Origin of the sequence: Helicobacter sp. 11S03491-1 (assembly GCF_002272835.1) — a bacterium.
Lineage (GTDB): Bacteria > Campylobacterota > Campylobacteria > Campylobacterales > Helicobacteraceae > Helicobacter_J.
This window is the reverse complement of sequence record NZ_MLAO01000004.1, coordinates 101,948-121,556: the sequence shown is the minus strand read 5'-3', so window position 1 is coordinate 121,556 and position 19,609 is coordinate 101,948. Positions and strand designations below refer to the sequence as shown.

21 protein-coding genes are annotated in these 19,609 nt (G+C 33.2%); 15 read left to right on the top strand and 6 right to left on the bottom strand.

The features are described 5' to 3' along the window. Window positions 1–118: 118 nt before the first annotated feature. Window positions 119–982, bottom strand: coding sequence for a hypothetical protein (locus tag BKH45_RS03815; protein WP_095274156.1), 864 nt, complete (start codon window positions 980–982; stop codon window positions 119–121). A gap of 101 nt (window positions 983–1,083) precedes the next feature. Here BKH45_RS03815 and mnmA point away from each other — a divergent pair, with 101 nt between their 5' ends. Then, window positions 1,084–2,112 carry a tRNA 2-thiouridine(34) synthase MnmA gene (gene mnmA / locus BKH45_RS03810; RefSeq protein ID WP_095274155.1) on the top strand — a complete coding sequence of 343 codons (1,029 nt, stop codon included), beginning with the start codon at window positions 1,084–1,086 and terminating at the stop codon, window positions 2,110–2,112. A 56-nt stretch (window positions 2,113–2,168) separates the two neighbouring features. Here the strand turns inward: mnmA and BKH45_RS03805 are convergent, their stop codons facing one another. Both BKH45_RS03805 and BKH45_RS03800 read right to left on the bottom strand, forming a co-directional pair. After that, window positions 2,169–3,098 (bottom strand): transglutaminase-like domain-containing protein, encoded by a 930-nt coding sequence (locus BKH45_RS03805; protein ID WP_095274154.1) that lies wholly within the window; start codon window positions 3,096–3,098, stop codon window positions 2,169–2,171. Window positions 3,099–3,274: 176 nt separating this feature from the next. Next, a complete protein-coding gene (locus BKH45_RS03800; RefSeq protein ID WP_095274153.1) occupies window positions 3,275–4,720 on the bottom strand; it encodes a catalase in 1,446 nt (481 codons plus the stop codon). 164 nt (window positions 4,721–4,884) lie between these two features. Here BKH45_RS03800 and BKH45_RS03795 point away from each other — a divergent pair, with 164 nt between their 5' ends. From BKH45_RS03795 to fliY, 14 genes are all read left to right on the top strand, one after another. After that, window positions 4,885–5,814 carry a ribose-phosphate pyrophosphokinase gene (locus BKH45_RS03795; protein ID WP_095274152.1) on the top strand — a complete coding sequence of 310 codons (930 nt, stop codon included), beginning with the start codon at window positions 4,885–4,887 and terminating at the stop codon, window positions 5,812–5,814. 7 nt (window positions 5,815–5,821) lie between these two features. After that, on the top strand, window positions 5,822–6,670 hold the full coding sequence (locus BKH45_RS03790) for an ATP phosphoribosyltransferase regulatory subunit (protein ID WP_095274151.1): 849 nt from the start codon (window positions 5,822–5,824) through the stop codon (window positions 6,668–6,670). Between the two features lie 14 nt (window positions 6,671–6,684). Further along, on the top strand, window positions 6,685–7,926 hold the full coding sequence (locus tag BKH45_RS03785; protein ID WP_095274150.1) for an adenylosuccinate synthase: 1,242 nt from the start codon (window positions 6,685–6,687) through the stop codon (window positions 7,924–7,926). Beyond that, window positions 7,923–8,348: a flagellar export protein FliJ gene (locus BKH45_RS03780; protein ID WP_095274149.1), complete on the top strand. Its 426-nt coding sequence runs from the start codon at window positions 7,923–7,925 to the stop codon at window positions 8,346–8,348. Before BKH45_RS03785 ends, BKH45_RS03780 begins: the two co-directional genes overlap by 4 nt. Continuing rightward, window positions 8,345–9,040, top strand: coding sequence for a MotE family protein (locus BKH45_RS03775; protein ID WP_257874492.1), 696 nt, complete (start codon window positions 8,345–8,347; stop codon window positions 9,038–9,040). The genes BKH45_RS03780 and BKH45_RS03775 overlap by 4 nt, the downstream gene beginning before the upstream one ends. A gap of 72 nt (window positions 9,041–9,112) precedes the next feature. Beyond that, window positions 9,113–9,652 (top strand): type II 3-dehydroquinate dehydratase, encoded by a 540-nt coding sequence (aroQ, locus tag BKH45_RS03770; protein WP_095274148.1) that lies wholly within the window; start codon window positions 9,113–9,115, stop codon window positions 9,650–9,652. Further along, window positions 9,633–10,685, top strand: a complete 1,053-nt coding sequence (locus BKH45_RS03765) for a M24 family metallopeptidase (protein ID WP_095274147.1) — start codon at window positions 9,633–9,635, stop codon at window positions 10,683–10,685. Before aroQ ends, BKH45_RS03765 begins: the two co-directional genes overlap by 20 nt. A 20-nt stretch (window positions 10,686–10,705) precedes the next feature. Then, entirely contained in the window at window positions 10,706–11,191 is a 486-nt protein-coding gene (gene folK / locus BKH45_RS03760) for a 2-amino-4-hydroxy-6-hydroxymethyldihydropteridine diphosphokinase (protein WP_095274146.1), read from the top strand. Then, window positions 11,188–12,597: a flagellar biosynthesis protein FlhF gene (flhF, locus tag BKH45_RS03755; protein ID WP_095274145.1), complete on the top strand. Its 1,410-nt coding sequence runs from the start codon at window positions 11,188–11,190 to the stop codon at window positions 12,595–12,597. The genes folK and flhF overlap by 4 nt, the downstream gene beginning before the upstream one ends. Further along, on the top strand, window positions 12,594–13,457 hold the full coding sequence (locus BKH45_RS03750; RefSeq protein ID WP_095274144.1) for a MinD/ParA family protein: 864 nt from the start codon (window positions 12,594–12,596) through the stop codon (window positions 13,455–13,457). The genes flhF and BKH45_RS03750 overlap by 4 nt, the downstream gene beginning before the upstream one ends. Before the next feature lie 8 nt (window positions 13,458–13,465). Beyond that, entirely contained in the window at window positions 13,466–13,798 is a 333-nt protein-coding gene (locus tag BKH45_RS03745; RefSeq protein ID WP_095274143.1) for a hypothetical protein, read from the top strand. After that, entirely contained in the window at window positions 13,799–14,503 is a 705-nt protein-coding gene (locus BKH45_RS03740) for an RNA polymerase sigma factor FliA (protein ID WP_095274142.1), read from the top strand. Next, entirely contained in the window at window positions 14,496–15,560 is a 1,065-nt protein-coding gene (gene fliM, locus BKH45_RS03735) for a flagellar motor switch protein FliM (RefSeq protein ID WP_095274141.1), read from the top strand. The genes BKH45_RS03740 and fliM overlap by 8 nt, the downstream gene beginning before the upstream one ends. Further along, a complete protein-coding gene (gene fliY, locus BKH45_RS03730) occupies window positions 15,553–16,383 on the top strand; it encodes a flagellar motor switch protein FliY (RefSeq protein WP_095274140.1) in 831 nt (276 codons plus the stop codon). Before fliM ends, fliY begins: the two co-directional genes overlap by 8 nt. An 8-nt stretch (window positions 16,384–16,391) precedes the next feature. On the opposite strand, the gene BKH45_RS03725 is transcribed toward fliY, so the two are convergent. From BKH45_RS03725 to gltX, 3 genes are all read right to left on the bottom strand, one after another. Continuing rightward, window positions 16,392–17,474, bottom strand: coding sequence for a hypothetical protein (locus BKH45_RS03725; RefSeq protein WP_095274139.1), 1,083 nt, complete (start codon window positions 17,472–17,474; stop codon window positions 16,392–16,394). A gap of 94 nt (window positions 17,475–17,568) precedes the next feature. Then, window positions 17,569–18,123, bottom strand: coding sequence for a YceI family protein (locus tag BKH45_RS03720; protein ID WP_095274138.1), 555 nt, complete (start codon window positions 18,121–18,123; stop codon window positions 17,569–17,571). Between the two features lie 65 nt (window positions 18,124–18,188). Next, complete coding sequence (gltX, locus tag BKH45_RS03715) at window positions 18,189–19,568, bottom strand: glutamate--tRNA ligase (RefSeq protein ID WP_095274137.1); 1,380 nt, start codon at window positions 19,566–19,568, stop codon at window positions 18,189–18,191. Between the last annotated feature and the right edge of the window lie 41 nt (window positions 19,569–19,609).

Sequence of the window (19,609 nt, the reverse complement as noted above, 5' to 3'; positions counted from 1 at the left end):
AGTATTCTAAGAATAAAATGAGAAATTCATATGTGTGATGGATAACATAAAAATCGTAAATATAAAATTTTAGAGAGTTTCAGTTTTTGATAAAAATTTAGAAACTCTAGGATATTTTTTAGAAAAGATAAGAATAAGACATCAATAAAGCCGCATTTAGGAATTGATTTGTGATATTTATAAGATCGCCATCTTTGTGGCGAAGTGGCGAATTTGTTGAGGCAAAAGGCACATAACTGGTATCATAACCAATACTGCTCGTAGAATCTATTTTTGGAGCATCAAACAAAAGACGCAAATCCATTTCAATTATGTGATGTTTGCCTGACATGGCGCCAAATCCAACATGAATAACTGGAGATTTTGTCCTTAACTCAGCAGAATTTCCGGTATGATATATATCTATATCATTTCCATTCATATCTCCTAATGAGATACTTCCGGCAAGTCCGTAATGAGTAAATTGATACCCTCCGCCTAACATAAAATAAGGCGCAAAATCATCGGACTGAAAAGAGCCAATCATCAAATCGAACATTCCTCCGTAATAGTCTGAATCAATATACCCATAATGGATATAATTATCGCTATTATAAGCCTTTGGAGAATTGCCCAAAGTGGCATAAGCGTTATACGCTTTTCCATAATAGCCATAGACTCGAATCCCTACATTTTTGAAAGTTTTCATCAAGCCTATTTTTGCTTCAAAGGCAAAACCATCAGAACTGACTAAATTTTCGCTATTTGTTTTGCTGTCTTTGAATTCATAGGTTTGGAAACCGGCCGGCATTGTAAAGTCGTTGTAAATTTTGTTAAAACCAAATGCTGCTCCAAAGAATAATCCACCGGTAATGTTGTTGCCCTTAGATGGATTGGATGTTGGACTTGGATTTGTCTCATTCTCCGGAAGAGTAGGGGTCTGAGCTACTAAGAAGCTTGAAATGCAACCCAACAAAAAGGCTGAAAAAATATTTTTCTTCATTTTCAACTCCTATTAAAATAAATATAGATAAAATAGGCGTAAGAATCATACATTAGCTAATTTTAAAAACAAATTAAATTTAAATTTTTAGAGGATATTTTATGAAAGTTGCACTTTTGATGAGTGGTGGTGTCGATAGTTCCTATTCGGCTTATTTATTAAAATCTCAAGGTTATGAAATTTTGGGGATTTATTTAAAACTTCATAATAAAGAAATCAAACATGAGATGTTTTTGAGAAATTGTCATAGAGTTTCTGAAAATCTTGGTTTTGAATTTAGAGTTATAGATGCTCAAGAAGAGTTTAAAGATGTAGTTTATAATGAATTTATCGCTTCTTATAAACGTGGAGAGACACCAAATCCATGTGCTTTGTGTAATCCATTAATGAAGTTTGGGTTGGCTTTAGATTTCGCTCTCCAATCAGGTTGTGAAAAAATTGCCACAGGTCATTATGCAAGAATAAAAGAAGTAGAAGGTATTAAAAGAATTCAAGAGGCAAGAGATAAGAGCAAAGATCAAAGTTATTTTTTATACGCAATATCTCAAGAAGCTATCAATCGATTGATTTTTCCATTAGGGGATATGCTAAAAGAAGAAATAAAGCCCAAAGCATTTGAAGTGATGCCATGGTTAGGAAGTTTGGAAACTTATAAGGAATCTCAAGAAATTTGTTTTGTAGAAACAGATTATATTGATATTCTCAAAAAACACACACAAGTAGATCAAGAAGGGATTGTAAAAGATATTGGCGGAAATATCGTAGGGAAGCATAAAGGTTATATGCAATATACCATTGGAAAACGAAAAGGATTTAGCGTTAAAGGTGCTCATGAACCCCATTTTGTTGTTAAAATCAATCCTAAAGAGAACGAAATCATTGTAGGCAAGAAAGAAGATCTTGCCACTTCTTATGTAGAAGCCATTAATAAATCTTTATTAGAGAGTTTTAATGGGGGTGAATATAAAGTAAAGATTCGTTATCGCAGCACACCTTCAGAGGCTAAAATCTTAATAATAGGAGATAAAATTATTGCAGAGCTTAAAGAACCTGTCTATGGAGTAGCAAAAGGACAGGCTTTGGTCGTGTATCAAGATGATAGAGTCTTGGGCGGGGGGGTTATTGTTTGATAAATTATTTTTTATCATCCCCTTCTCCCATATAGTTAATAATAAAAATATAAAAATTAACTTAAATGTTTAAAAGAAATATTTTTAATAAATTTTTTATTCTCATAATAATTCAGGTTATCTCCATCTACAAGTCCAAAAGCACTTCCAAAAGAACTAATAATATACTTTTCAATTTGAATATCTTTTTGGTAATTTAGAAGAACAAAATTTTCTTCCCATTTCCCTCTGCCATCATAATGAGGGTTTTTTATAGAGGCAATAATGTCATAGGGTATCCAACCATTTTGTTTGAAGAAAACTTCTGCTTTGGTGACAATAGAGGCTGAAGGATTGCCTAACTCAATCCCCAGTGCTTCTCTGGCAGGTATTTTACAAGCTCTGCACAAAGAAACAAACAGGGTTGTTGCGCTGACATTTTCACCCGGAAAAATGATGGCTGCATTTTTGGTGTGGATATTTCGGATACCTTCAATATTTTTTGCTTGTTGGTAATGGAGGTGATGCTTTAAGTATCCATAGATATTGTGGATTGTTTTTTCTTCATTTTTGTCTTGAAATTTTGAGGCAAGCTGTTTGATTATGCCATCTGTGCGAATATATCGACTAGATTGAAGAAATTTTTCAGGATTCTCCAGATTCTCTTGGGATGCCCTTGGAGAAAGTAAAATATCTGTTTGTATCGAAATAATTTTTGGTTTTGGCTTGAAGCTATATTGGGCATAAATAATAGGAACATTGTTTTGGCGGTAAGTTTTATAAAAGTCATAATTACCCCATATTTTCATATTGCTTGGCTGTTGAAAATCTGTAGTTAGCGGCATAGGAATATAAAGTTTGATTTCTTTAGCAGAATCAAAATTGACCTCATATGAAAATTTTAAAGAGAATTTTTTTGATTTGGAATCATTTGCCTGTATTATATTTGCATTTATAAAAATACCTGTTCCCAGAATGCCGGTTTTTATAAAATCTCTACGTTTCATTAATTTATCCTTTAATAAAAATTATTAAAAAATATAATATAAAAATATAAATAATTTATTAATAAAAATTATCAAATTAAAAAATTTATTTTAAATATAGAGAAAATTTTTGATACTCTTAGAAAAAATATTTCTAAGAGTATTTTTGTGAGGATTTTTATTGAAAGTGTAAAAAATTAGAGGACGAGTTCTGCAATTCTTTTGCCATAGGCAGGGTCAGCTTTTTTGAAATGTTCAATTTGACGTTTTTTGATTTCTGTGGGCACTCCTTCCATGGCTGCTTTGATGTTTTGGCAAAGCCTTTCTTTTTCTTCTGCACTCATGAGACGATACAGATCTCCGGGTTGTGTGTAGTAGTCATCGTCTTCTTCTCTGTAATCGTAGTCATAAATAGTTGTTTCTTGTTCCAGTTTGCTTAGATCAAGTTTTGGTTCTCTTGCATTGGGATCTTCTTGATAACCGGGAAGAGAGCCGGGATTGTAATTAATCATATCGCCATGATTTCCATTTTGCATGTATCCATCACGAGAGGTTGTATGGAATGGACATTTTGGGGCATTTACAGGAAGTTGTGTGTGGTTGATGCCCAATCGGTATCTTTGGGTATCTCCATAAGAAAATAATCTTCCTTGAAGCATTCTATCAGGACTATAGCCAATTCCGGGGACTATATTTGCAGGGTTAAAAGCAGCTTGTTCTACTTCTGCAAAATAATTTTCAGGATTTTTATTAAGCTCTACAATACCTACTTCAATGAGGGGATAATCTTTTTGACTCCAGGTTTTTGTGAGATCAAACGGATGGAATCGATAAGTTTTTGCTTCTGCTTCACTCATGATTTGCACACACATTCTCCATTTTGGAAAATCACCTTTTTGAATGCTTTCATACAAATCTTTTTGATGAGATTCTCTATCATTAGCTATGAGTGCCCCTGCTTCTTGATTGGTAAGATTTTCAATCCCTTGCATAGTTTTGAAATGAAATTTTACCCAAAATCTTTCATTTTTATCATTGATAAAACTAAAAGTATGGCTTCCAAATCCGTGCATATGACGATAGCTTTTTGGGATACCACGGTCGCTCATTGTGATGGTTACTTGATGGAGAGATTCAGGATGCAGGCTCCAGAAATCCCAAGCATAAGTGGCATTTCTTAGATTTGTCTTGGGATCTCGTTTTTGAGTATGGATAAAATCAGGAAATTTAAGAGGATCGCGCACAAAAAATACAGGTGTATTATTTCCTACCAAATCCCAATTTCCTTCTTCTGTATAATATTTCATGGCAAACCCTCTGGGATCTCTTTCTGCATCTGCTGCGCCACGCTCTCCTGCAACGGTTGAGAATCTAAAAAAACAAGGAGTTTCTTTGCCTATTTTATTAAATATTTTTGCTTTCGTGTATTTGGTAATATCATTAGTTATCCTCAATACTCCATAAGCACCGCTGCCTTTAGCATGAACAACTCTTTCCGGAATTCTTTCACGATCAAAGTGAGCTAATTTTTCTAAAAACCAAGTATTTTGTAACAACATAGGACCTCTAGGTCCCATAGTAAGAGAATTTTGGTTGTTGCCAATTGGTGTCCCCGTGGCATTTGTCAGTGTAACATTTTTCATTGTGTATCCTTTTGTTAGAATGTAGTTGTTAAACAGAGTAAGTATAATCAATAAAAATAAATAAACGATAAAAATTATTAATTAAATTTTTTCAAATCTCTAAGCAAGGCTTTAAGTGTTATCTTTGTATAATTTTATAAAATATATTGTAGGGTTGGTTTTATATGCGAGGATTTAAGATTTTTACAGGGAGTGCTCACCCAATTTTTACTAAAGAGCTGGCTAAACATCTTGATGCAGTAATTTCAAAAGCAACGGTCAATCGTTTTAGTGATGGAGAAATTAATGTTCAAATTAGCGAATCAGTGCGAGGCAAAGATGTGTTTATTGTACAACCCACTTGTGCACCGACCAATGATAATCTTATGGAGCTTTTGATTATGACTGATGCATTTAAACGGAGTTCTGCAAGTTCAATTAATGCCGTAATTCCTTATTTTGGTTATGCAAGACAAGATCGTAAGGCTGCTCCAAGAGTCCCCATAACAGCTAAACTTGTTGCTAATTTGATGCAAAGCGCCGGGATTGATCGTGTGATTACCATGGATTTACATGCAGGACAAATTCAAGGTTTTTTTGATGTTCCTGTGGATAATTTATATGGTTCGATTATTTTTAGGGATTATATTCGTGCCAAAAAATTTAAAAATCCCATTATTGCCAGTCCGGATATTGGGGGTGTTTCAAGAGCAAGATATTTTGCCGATCAACTGGGATTGGATTTGGTAATTGTAGATAAAAAACGTGAAAAGGCGAATATCAGTGAAGTAATGAATATTATTGGAAATGTTAAGGACAAAGATGTTATTCTTGTAGATGATATGATTGATACAGCCGGTACGATGTGTAAAGCTGCAGATGTTTTGAAAGCCAAAGGAGCTAATTCTGTGATGGCATTGGGGACACATCCGGTTTTGAGTGGTCCTGCGATTGAGAGGATTCAAAAAAGTTCTCTTGATGAAGTAGTGGTGAGTAATTCTATTCCCTTGAGACAGCAATGCCCTAAAATTACAGTATTGAGTGTGGCTCCATTGTTTGCAGAAGTGATTAGAAGAATTTATCACAACGAAAGCGTTAATTCACTTTTTATTTAGGAAAAATATGATTTTAGAACACGAAATTCCTCAAGGAACGAAACTTCATTTTGGTGCTTCGGCTAAACTTAAACGTCAAATTGAAAATATGGTTTGTGAAATTTTTTATCACAATAACTTTGAAGAAATTTTGACGCCATCATTTGTGTACCTTGAACATCAAAAAAATTTTTCTAACCGCAATATTATTCGGTTGAGTTCTCAAAATAATCATCAAATATCTTTAAGGTATGATACAACAATTGATGCTATTAGAATTATTACAAAGCGTTTAGGCAGGAGTACGAATCAAAAAAAATGGTTTTATATCCAACCTGTTTTTAGTTATCCTACCAATGAGATACACCAGATAGGGGCTGAATGTCTGGATGTGGAAGAAATGCCAAAAATATTGTGCTTGAGCGTAGAAATTATGAAAAAATTAGGCATTAGCCCTATTTTGCAAGTTTCTAATGTCAAGATTTTAAAATTATGTGCCAAAGATTTGGGGATAAATATAGGAGTATTTCAAAAAATGCAAGTTGAAGATATTCTAAAACATGGAGGATATCTTGGAGATTTATTAAAAATCCAAACCCAAGAGGATTTGAAAAATTTTCTTAAGATTGCCCCGGATTTCTTAAAACCCGAACTGGAAGCACTTCTGGAAAGCGCCAGTTATTGCAGTGATGCAAAAACAATTTTTTCACCACTTGATTTTGCGCCTATTGAGTATTATAACGATTTGGTTTTTAGAATGTTTGAGGGAAATCATACATTTTTGCTGGGAGGAAAATATAAAATTGAAGATACACAATCTTGTGGATTTGGTATTTATACAGATGATATTGTAGATTATTTGATGCAAATAAAATGAAGGAAGGATAAGAGATGGCTGATTTGGTAGTGGGGATACAATGGGGAGATGAAGGGAAGGGCAAGATTGTAGATATGCTGGCTAAAAATTATGATTATGTGGTGAGGTATCAAGGGGGACATAATGCAGGGCATACAATTGTCGTAAATGGTAAAAAATATGCCTTGCATTTAATGCCCTCAGGCGTATTGTATGAAAAATGCAAGAATATTATCGGTAATGGTGTTGTGATCGCATTAGATGCCCTTTATGATGAAATGAAGCAATTTCCAAATCTTGATAATCGTTTTTTTATTAGTGATAAAGCCCATATTATTATGCCCTACCATCAAATCATTGATAGAGCACGAGAAAAATCACTCAAAGATGCTATTGGCACAACTTGCAAGGGAATAGGGCCTAGTTATGGGGATAAAATTGCAAGGAGCGGGTTTCGTATAGGTGAGCTTAAGGAAATGAAAATATTAGAGGAAAAAGTTCGTTTTCATCTGGATCAAATCGCTTATATACAAGATTTATATGCCATCAAATTGCCTTCTTATGAAGAAATTATGAAATACATTCAAGAATATGCTTCAAAAATACTCCCCTTTATAACAGATACGACACAAATGCTTTGGGATGCCGGTGATGCAAAAAAAAAGATATTATTAGAAGGTGCGCAAGGGAGTATGCTTGATATCGATCATGGAACTTATCCTTTTGTAACAAGCTCTACTACTACTGCTTCAGGAGCTTGTAGTGGTAGTGGATTGAATCCTAAAGAACTTCAAAAAATTATTGGTATTTCAAAGGCATATTGCACGCGAGTAGGCAATGGTCCTTTTCCAACAGAAGATTTTGGAAAGGTAGGAGAATTTTTACGTCAGAAAGGATGTGAGTTTGGCACAACTACAGGCAGACCAAGACGATGCGGGTGGTTTGATGCTTTGAGTGTGAAATATGCTTGCAGAATTAATGGCTGCGATAGTTTGAGTTTGATGAAATTAGATGTTTTGGATGGATTAGATGAAATAAAAGTATGCGTTGGTTATCGCAGAGGAAATGAAATTATTGAATATGTTCCAAGCAATATGAAAGATTTAGAGCCTATTTACAAAAGCTATAAAGGTTGGAACAAAACTGCCGGCATAAGAAATTTTGATGAACTTCCCAAAGAGGCAAAAGATTATATTTTGGATTTGCAAAAGCTAACTGATACCAAAATATCTATTATTTCTACAGGTCCTGAAAGAGAAGATACAATTATCTTATGAATACAAAATTTGATGCGCTCCTTAGAGTTAAAAAACAGGATCTGGACAAAAAAGAAAGCGATATTATTAAAAACAATATTTTTATTGCTTCCAAATACCATGAACTCAATGAAACAATCCAAGATCTTGCTAATATAAACATACCGCAAAATGGAGATTATGTAAAGTTCAAAAGAGTCTATGAAATGAAAAAATTAGCTATGGGACAAATTGATTTGATTCAAGCAGAAATATCTGAACTTAAAAATACGGGTAAAAAATTACAAGAATTTTATAAAATAGCTTCTATTGAATATGAAAAAATTAAATATTTACAAGAAAATGAGATTAAAAAACAGCTTTATTCTTTGAAAAAAATAGAAGAAAAAAATCTTGATGAAGCCGGTGTCGTGCTTTTTGGATTTCATAAGGAAAACGTATGAAGAAAAATCTTTTGATGAGTTTATTTTTATTGGGATTAATTGTTGGTGAAGGGATTAGTGAAGACTCTTCTTCTGTTTCTGATGGAGTACAATCTTCAAAACAACTTTTGGAATGCAATGCGATTTTTGAATCACGAAAAGATGAAATAATTGATCAAGTAAGGCAGCTTGATGAAAAAAAACAAGCTATCGAAGCTCTTCAAAATGCATCACAAAATATACTCAATCAACGTGAAGCCAAACTCAAAGAAAGAGAAAAAGCATTGAGTTTGAAACTCAAAGAAATTCAAGAACAAGAAAATAAAGCAAAACAAATAAATGATGAAAAAGAAACAAAAATAAAAAATCTTATTACAAAAAATGAAGAAATACTCAAAGCAATCAATGGAGCTAAGAACAATAAATTAGCATTAACTTATGCTAAAATGAAAGATTCTAAAGCAGCCCCTATTATAGAAAATCTTCCTCAAGATGAAGCTGCGAGTATATTGTTTGCTTTGAGTGCTCAAGATATGGGAAAAATTTTGTCAAAAATGGATCCTAAAAAAGCTGCAGAACTTACAGAGATTTTAAAAAAAGGACCTCCTTTTGAATCAAGCATACCCGAACAGATCTCACAACAAAATAAAAATCAAGAACAAAAAGAAATCACTCACGATCAAGATATAAATAAAAATAACTCATCTATATAGCCTTCCATTGTATCTTAATGATATTTATGCTATATTGATAAAAAAAATTTTTTTACTTAAAAAGGAGAAAAAATGAAAGTTTTAGTCATACAGGGTCCCAATTTAAATATGCTTGGTCATAGAGATCCTAGAATTTATGGAAATATGACTTTGGAACAAATTCATCAAAATATGAAAGTATTTGCACAACAAAATAATCTTCTTCTTGATTTTTTTCAAAGCAATTTTGAGGGAGAAATTATTGACAAAATTCAAGAGTGCGTAGGTAGCGATTATGCAGGGATTATTATCAATTCGGGAGCTTATTCTCATACTTCTATTGCTATTGCAGATGCAATTATGGCTGCGGGTGTTCCTGTAATTGAAGTACATTTAAGCAATATTCATGCTCGAGAAGATTATAGAAAACATACCTATACAGGCGCTGTTTGTGCAGGTGTGATTACAGGTTTTGGCGCATTTGGATATCATATGGCTATCATTGCAATGATGCAGATTTTGTCTGAAATACGTTCTATCCGAGAAGCTCAGGCTACGCAAGCAAAGGCTGAAACAAAAGATATAAAAACTGAAGCAAAAACTGAAGTTAAACATGAAAAAAAAGATAAATAATGAAACTTATCTTACTTTAGATGAAAATGCCCAATATTTTGAATGTGGCTATAGTTGTGATAATGCTGTAGTCTTAAATATACAAGGGGATAAATTTTTTATCACAGATTCTCGCTATACGCTTGAAGCACAACAAAACACCAAGAATACTCAAGTCATACAAGCTGATGACTTGCTTGCTTGTGCTTGTGGTATTTTTAATAAAAATTCAATACAAAATATTTTATTTGATCCTAATCAGATGACTTTCGCTCATTATGAGAAATTAAAAAGCTTGCTAAAATCTTCAATAAATCTTATGGGAGTTGCTAACTTCCATCAATTCAAAAGAATCATTAAAACAGATGAAGAGATCAAGTGGATTAAAAAATCACAAAAGCTTAATGAACAAGCTTATGAGCATTTTTCTAAATATTTGTATGGATATGGGCATTTAATGAGTGAAGAGATAATGTTTTATCATGCTAAGAATTTTTTAAGTTATCAAGGTAAATATGAGCTTAGTTTTTATCCAATTTTGGGTATTAATGGTAATGCGGCTAAACCTCATGCTCTTCCTAGTCCAAAAGATAGGCTCAAATATGGAGATCTTTTGCTTTTTGATGCAGGTATTAAATATAAACGGTATTGCTCAGACAGGACAAGAACAGCTTATTTCACCAAAGAGGGTATTGATTTTAAAAAACATCAAAAATTTAAAGATAAAAAGCTACAGAAGATTTATGACACGGTTTTGAGTGCTCAAGAAAAAACAATAGAGCTTCTCAGAAGTGGGATGAGTGGCAAAGAGATTGATGGGATTGCAAGAGGGGTTATAGAAGAATCCGGTTATGGAGAATATTTTATTCATAGCACAGGACATGGTATCGGACTTGATATTCATGAATTGCCTTTTATTTCTAAAAGAAGTGAGGTGATTGTTGAAGATGGTATGGTATTTTCTATAGAACCGGGTATTTATATTCCCGGTCATTATGGAGTGCGTATTGAAGATTTGGTGGTGGTAAAAAATGGCAAAGCACAAATTCTTTGATATTCACATTGTGGTCAAAAATGAGATCCCTGGTTTTTTCCCGTTTATTTCCTAGAAAAATTTCTCCTTCAAGGATTTTTCCTAATACTGTTACTCTGGGATTGGGCGGTAATATTAAAAATCCCATAAAGAGTTTTGAGCATTTTTATAGATGGCTTGGTAATAATAAAAATTTTATTATCATCTCTTCATCGCCAATTTATATTAATCCTCCTTTTGGCTATCTCAATCAAGAAGATTTTTGTAATGCTACAATTACAATTTCTACAAATTTTTCTGTAGTTGAATTATTTGGTCTTATTTTTTATTTGGAGCGTAGATTTGGAAGGGCTAAAAAAAGAGAGTTTAAAAATTCTCCAAGAACATTAGATATTGATATAATTTTTTTTAATGATTTGATTTTAAAGCATCCTTATCTTAAAATACCTCATCCAAAATGGACACAAAGAGAATCTGTTTTGATTCCTTTATTTTTGCAATATCTAATCCCAAAGGGACGAAAATGAAACTTTATACTTATGGCGGCGAAACAGCCGCACAAGCCTTAAAAACGGCTCAAAGCAAACATGGAGAAGATGCTTTGGTGGTTAAGACTAAAGAAATACGAAAAAAAACAATGACTCAACCGGGACTCTATGAGATTGTTGTGGCGGTTGAGACAGATGAGTTGGAAGGGAACACTTTTGAATTACAACCGGAAGAGGAAATAAAACCTAAAAATAGTGTTCAAAAGCGTTTAGATGATATTTTGGCAAAAAACATGGAAAAAAAGAAAAAGGATTCTAAAAATCCTTATGAAGATGTAACTATCCAGCTTTCTGATGCTGTAAGAGAGATTAGTAAAATTGCAGGCATGGAGCGTCCAAAATCTCCACCCAAAAAAGAATCTGTCATTATTCCGGAGACTCCAAAAACTCTAGATTTGAGATTAGAAAATAAAATTTTCCAAAAACAAGAAGATCGTGCCCTTAGCCAACAAAATGATACCAAAGAGTTGAAACATATTAAAACCGAACTTGATAAAATTAATGATAAAATCAAACTTATTCAAAATATGTTTTGGGATGAAAAAGGACCTAAAAATGAGGGGCTACAAATTCCCCAAGAATTTGCAGAAATTTATCGTATTGCCAAAAATAGCGGTATGAACCGAGCGCATTTGGATGAAATTATGAAATTGAGCTTGGAATTAATGCCCCTAAAAATGAGAGAGAATTCTTTGACTATTAAGCGGTATTTTCGTGAGGTGTTACGAAAAATGATTTATTGTCGCAGTGAGCATTTGGATATGGGGAATAAAAAAATTATTATGCTTGTAGGTCCTACAGGAGTAGGAAAAACAACTACATTAGCAAAGCTGGCAGCACGTTACTCTAAAATGTTGGATAAAAAATACAAAGTTGGTATTATCACATTAGATACTTACAGAATTGGAGCTCTTGAGCAATTAACCTGGTATGCCAGGAAAATGAAAATTAGCATCGAGACCGTTATTGAGCCTGAGGATTTTCTCAAAGAGATCGACACCTTGCGATATTGTGATTATATTTTGGTTGATACTGCCGGGCATTCCCAACATGATAAGCAAAAAATCAATATGCTTAAAAAATTTATTCACAATGATTATAAAATTGATATTACTCTGGTACTTTCAGCTACTACGAAATATGAGGATTTAAAAGATATTTATCAATCTTTTGGGGAGCTGGATATTGATACTTTGATTTTTAGCAAACTTGATGAAAGTAGAGGATTGGGAAATTTATTTTCATTGGTATATGAAAGCAAAAAACCTGTAAGTTATCTCTCAGTAGGTCAAGAAGTACCAATGGATTTGGTGGTTGCAACTAATGATTATCTTGTAGATTGTATGTTAGATGGTTTTAGTAATTCTAATCGAGCGTCTAAATGAATCAAGCCAGCAATTTAGATACCTTGATGAAACCCTTTCCAATGGTCAAAAAAGGAAATACAAAATTTATTGCTATTACAAGTGGAAAAGGTGGCGTAGGAAAATCAACTATTAGTGCAAATCTTTCTTATACTCTTTTTAAAATGGGGTATAAGGTGGGAGTTTTTGATGCAGATATTGGATTGGCTAATTTGGATTTAATTTTTGGAATTAGAACGGGAAAAAATATCTTACATGCGCTCAAAGGAGAAGTTAGATTTGATGAAGTGGTCTATCCCATTGAAGAAGGTCTGTATTTAATTCCGGGTGATAGTGGGGATGAAATATTAAAATATGCCAATCAAGATATCTTAAATGAGTTTGCCCAAGATAGTGGTATTCTTGATGAATTAGATTATATGATTATTGATACAGGGGCTGGGATTGGAGATGTAACTCAAGCTTTTTTGAGCGCAAGTGATTATGTGGTAGTTGTTACGATTCCCGATCCTGCAGCCATCACAGATGCCTATGCAACCATCAAAATTAATTCAAAAATTAAACAAGAGCTTTTTATGATTATCAATATGGTTAATTCTCAAAAAGAAGCAATGGGAGTTTTTAACAAAATCAAAAATGTTGCACAGAAGAACTTACCTACTCTGGATCTTGAACTTTTGGGTTGTTTGTATGGAAGCAATTCTGTAAAAAAATCCACAAAATACAGAGAGCTTTTGTGCAAAGTTGAACCTTTGAATAATTTTTCATCTGATATGCGTCATATTGCTAAGGCAATTTCAGCAAAAATGGAACAAAATGTGCTTTATTCATCAAAAGAAAATTTTATAGGCTTTTTTAAAAGGATATTGGGCTATTTGTAAGGAAGGAAATGAAGCCAACAAATTATGTTAATCTTTCTGTTGTTTTTGGGTTTTTTTTAGGCTTAGCTTTTGGAATAGCCAAATTTGATGATCCTGAAATTATTTTATTTTGGACCATTGTTTCTACAGCAGGATTTTATTTGATTATTCTTTTTTCTGCTTCGGCGTATATATGGTTTATTGATTTTGATAAAACGCTTTTTAATAAAAATAATCTCGAGAAGAAATTAGATTACTTTGATCATGAATTTGATATTCGAGAAAAAGAAGTTGCTAATATCCGACAGTATATTAGTAACTCAGATTTTTTAGACAGCAAATCTCTAGCATCGGCAGATTAGATGAATTCCAAAAATTTATATGGCTACAATCAAACGATTCGATATTCTCAAGATGAGCTTGCAATGCAATATTTACCCGCAGTCAGATCGATGGCATATCGCGTTAAAGAACGCGTGCCAAGTTCTGTTGATCTTAATGATCTTATATCTATCGGTACAGAAGAGCTTATTAAACTTGCCAGAAGATATGATCATAAAATCAACGATTCTTTTTGGGGTTATGCCAAAACTCGTGTAAATGGGGCAATGCTTGATTATTTACGTTCGCTTGATATTGTCTCAAGGGCATCTAGAAAATTAATAAAATCCATTGATTATGAAGTTTCAAAATATTTTAATGAATTTCAAGAAGAACCTACAAATGAATATTTATCAAAAGTTTTGGGAGAAGATGTCGATAAAATTAGAGAAGCAAAGATTGCTTCTGATATTTATTCTCTTGTGCCTATTGATGAACAATATAATATTATTGAGCAAGAAAATATTTTAGAAAAGCTTGAACAAGAAGAGCTTATGGAGATTATTCAAAGGATTTTAAAAGGTCTTTCAGAGAGAGAGCAATTGATTATACAGTTGTATTTTTTCGAAGAATTAAATTTGAGTGAGATTAAAGATATTTTAAATATCACAGAATCAAGAATTTCTCAAATCACTAAAGAAGTTATCAAAAAAATAAGAAAATCTTTAGGAGAAAGAAATGGCTGATATATTAAGTCAAGAAGAAATTGATGCCCTCCTTGAGGTTGTTGATGAAGGCAATGATGCTGAGGCATTACAAAAGCGCGACATTATCCATCAAAAACAGGTTACTCTTTATGATTTTAAACGCCCCAATCGTGTTAGCAAAGAACAATTGAGAGCCTTTAGAAGTATCCATGATAAAATGGCCAGAAGTCTTTCAAGTCAGATTTCTGCGATCATGAGGAGTATTGTTGAAATCCAACTCCATAGTGTCGATCAGATGACTTATGGTGAATTTTTGATGAGTCTGCCCAGCCCTACAAGTTTCAATGTTTTTTCTATGAAACCTATGGATGGTATGGGCGTTTTAGAGATTAATCCAAGTATAGCATTTTCTATGATTGATAGACTTTTGGGTGGCAAGGGTGATCCTTATGATAGTTCAAGAGAATTTAGTGATATTGAATTAAATTTATTAGATACAATTTTAAGGCAGATCATGCAAACCTTAAAAGATGCATGGTCGCCAATTATAGAAATATTTCCCACAGTAGATGCCAAAGAATCAAGCGCGAATGTGGTTCAAATCGTTGCTCAAAATGAAATTGTTATTATGGTTGTAATGGAAATTATCATAGGACATAGCAGCGGAATGATGAATTTATGCTATCCTGTCATTTTACTTGAGACAATATTATCCAGACTTGGAGGTAGAGATTTGATGCTCTCAGAGACTAGCTCAAAGAAAAGTCGCAACAAGGAACTTCAAGCTTTGGTAGGAGGGGCAGGGGTAAATGTTTCGGTTTTTTTAGGAGGAGTGAAAATTACTTTAAAAGAAGTTTTAGATTTGATGGTTGGAGATATTATTCGTTTAGATCGAGCTGCAGATGATACTGTGGTGGTTAATATTGATGGCAGGGAAAAATATTTAGCAAGTGTAGGGCTTCAAAGGTATCGTAAAACAATCAAAATTCAAGAAATGATAAAAACTGAAAAAGATAAGGTCAAAGAAATATTAGAAATGTTAGAAGCTCAAAGAAAAAGTAAAGCTAATGATATAGAAGAGGAAGAACATGAATGATTTTATAAAGATTTTTACCCAAGAGGCGATTGCAACAATAGAAGGTTTAACAGGAAGTTCCCCGGATATTGTAAATAACAAAACGGATATTGTTAGTGCTGTTTCCTTGCCTATTCCTTATGCTATTACTTATATTAATGTTTCAGGGGATTTGAGCACGAATGTAGCTTTGGTTATCCCTGTGGGGCTTGCAACTTCTTTGGCTGATTTGATGATCGGAGGAGAAGGGACAGAGAAAATGGAAATGAATAGCGATGATTTAGACGCTGTTAAAGAAATCAATTCAAATATATTTGGAGCTATTTCGACAGCATTAGGATCGCAAAAAAATCTTCCTAAGCTTAATTTTTCTTGTCAGAGTATAGAATTTATCATCAATCCAATAGATCTTTCTGCGTATGATAAGGGATATTCATTTTCATTTTCATTCAATACAATTAAGTCAAATTTTATATTTCTAACTACCGGTCAATTTACTAAAATTTTTGACAAGATTGATGCTTTGCCGGTAAATACTCCCACTGATGTTATTCAAAGCCATCTACTTAATCAAGATGAGGTTAAAAATATTGGCATGCTTCTTGATGTAAAATTGAATATAAAAGTAAGGATTGGACAAAAAAAAATGTTGTTAAAAGATGTTATTTCAATGGATATTGGAAGTGTTGTAGAACTCAATCAATTAGCCAACGATCCTTTAGAAATTCTTGTAGATGATAAAGTGATTGCCAAAGGAGAAGTTGTAATTGTTGATGGAAATTTTGGCGTCCAAATTACAGATATTGGCACCAAAAGAGAGAGATTAGAACAACTTCGAGGCTAGATTTAAGCTTAGAATTTTTGCTTTAGTTTTTTAAATAGTTTGTGTGTGTCCAGTGAGATAGTTAGCATTTCTTGATTGGCAAAAGTCCGGTTGATGAAGTGTAAAATAATACTAAAACGTGCTTTTAAAATATCATTTTTGTATTCATAATAAAAGTCCGCTCGATTATAATTTGTACCTCTATAAAAAGGTAGCCCACTATAAAAATCTTCTCCATATTGTGTGTAATACTCCATTTGTGGTTTTCCAAAATAATAGCTATCTTTAAATCCAAATCCTTTGTATTGAGCTTCTAAGTCCAGTTGCCAGCCAAGTCCATTATAAAAAGGATCTATGCCTGTGCTTAGATGGCGTTTTCTCTCCAAAGTCGAGAGTGTGCCAAATTGAATGGAAGCTTTTTGCATATAAGGCATAAGGGCTTTAAAAGAAGTGCCCATATAGAGATTGTAATAGATTCTATCAAGCAAATAAGTATCTCCATTAGAGCCATCTTTTGCCAGATATTCATCATTTTTAAAATGATACATCAAGAAATTTCCCCCTACAAAGAGATAATCTTGGAAAAAATTGAATTGACTTGAGGCTAATACCATGAATTCATCCAGGCGTTTAGATAGATTTCCTCCATACCAATCAAATATAAATTCAGCATATCCATTGATGCCGTCATTTGATTTTTCAGGCTTATACTCGAACATGACGCCATTGATATTAGGATTAAAAAAATAAAAATCATTGCGAAAAAAACTTAAGGGATAATGAGCGATAGAATGCTTGCGTGGAAAAATACCAAAATATCCCCGTAAATTTTCTCCTATAGCGCTATAGTATATGGATACATTGGCTTTTGTGGGAAAATGTTGTTCGCCCATGTTTTGGATAACATAGCCCCCAAACATCAAAGACTGATGTTCATCAAAAGCAATTCCAACTTCAGGAGCTAACCTCACACCATAAATTGTTCGCGTATCCCAATAAGGCACAGAATCCTCAAGATTATCAAGATAAAAATTAAAACCTAAATCATATTTCCATTCATATGTATAGCCAAATCCAATTAAAGCAAGCAGAAGACAAAGTCCTCGAAACATTTTTTTCCTTTATATTTTTCGAGCCATTGTATAAGAATATAATTTTATTATTGCTGAGAAAACTCTCCTAAAATTTTGGAGAGTTAATGTTGGATTATTCTGAAGCTTCAATTTGAATTTTTACTTTTACCTCATCGCTTACAATTGCATTTGGAGTCCCTACGCCAATTTTAAAATCATTTCTATTGATTTTACCTTCAATATCCAGAGCCATTAATTGTTTTTTTGTCATTGGATTATTAACAGGACCATTGACTTCTACTTCCCATATTACAGGTTTAGTAATGCCTTTCAAAGTGAGATCTCCATAAATTTTATCACCTTCTTGTTTTGTCATTTTAAAGGTTGCATTTTGAAATTTTTGAGAATCAAAAAAATCATCTGCATTGAGGTGAGCATCTCTTTTTTTACTTTTAGTGTCAATTGAAGCAACATTAATTTTTCCCTCAAGTTTATTAATTTTTTTAGTAGCAGGATCAATGTCTAAAACACCACTAAAGGTATTAAATTCGCCATTTACCTTGCTAATAAGCATGTGTTCAACCTCAAATCCTACCGAAGAATGCGCCATATCAATATTGAAATTTTTCGCCATCATTGGAGTGAGTGATAAACCAATAATAGCAGCTATTGATAAGAATTTTTTCATTGTGTTTCCTTATTGTACAGTTTAAATTTGTTCAATTATTCTACTGGAGAAAAGTCAAGGAATGATTAAGTAAGGCAGAACTTTTCGATCCGTTTGATGCTCTCTTCTTGTCCAATGATATACATTGTTTCTACTAACCCTATTCCTCCGGGCTTCCCAAGAAGAGCAATCCGTAAGGGTTGCATAAATTTGCCTGTTTTTAATGAGTGATCTTGTATAAAAGAATGCACATAATTATGAAATTCTTCTTCGGTATTCAAAGATAGAGTTTTGAGCGTAGTTTTGAAAAGATTAAGCATATCATAGGCTTGTTTATCGATTTTTTCTTGTGATTTCTCATCATAAAAGAGTGGAGATATAAGGATATCTTGTATCATCTGAGAAAATTCTTTTAATGTATGACTTCTTTCTTTAATAGCCTCATAAAGAACATCTCTTTTGGAAGATTCCGGTGTAGGACACTGAAAGTCTTCAAGCAGTTTTTGGAGTATCTCATTGGGAGTTTGTTTGATGTAGTGGGCATTAAGCCACAAAAATTTTTCTTGATTATAGCTACTGGGTGAGGAATTTAGATCGTTGGGATTAAAATAAGCAAGCATTTCTTGAAGGCTAAAAATTTCTTTATCCCCATAACTCCAACCTAATCGAGCTAAAAAATTTAAAATCGCTTCAGGAAGATAACCCTCTTTTTTGTATTCCATAACTCCCATAGCCCCATCACGCTTGCTAAGCTTGTGTCCTTGTGGATTAAGTATCATAGGTACATGATAAAATCTGGGGATTTTAAAATCAAGGGCATTGTAAATAACAATTTGTTTGGGCGTATTGGACAAGTGATCATCACCTCTAATAACATCAGTAATCCCACTAAGGGCATCATCGATACTGACTACAAAATTATAAGTGGGGACACCATCACTGCGGGCAATGATAAAATCATCAATTTCTTTGGCTTCTACTTTGATATTGCCTTTTACCCCATCATGAAACTCTATTGCTCCGCTAAGTGGGGCTTTGATCCTGACTACAGGGGATATGCCTGTTGGAGGAGTGCCTTTGAAATCTCGATAACGATTGTCGTATCTTGGTGTTTGTCCATTGATTCTTTGATTTTCTCTTAAAGTATCCAGCTCTTCTTTACTCATGTAGCAATAATAGGCTTTGTCTTGGGCAATAAGTTTGTTAATATAGGTTTGATAAAGATCAAAACGCTTAGATTGATAAAGAATTTCACCATCAAAATCCATTCCTACCCATTTGAAGGCATCAATAATTTCATCAGCAGCCTCTTTAGAGTTTCTGGCCAAATCTGTGTCTTCAATTCTTAAAAAAAATTTACCTTTGTTTGATCTGGCAAAAAGATAATTAAATAAAGCTGTTCGCAAACCACCAATATGTAAATAACCGGTGGGGGAGGGGGCAAATCTTGTTATTATTTCACTCATGAAATCTCCTAAAGATTTTATTTGATTGTTGCTAATATTTG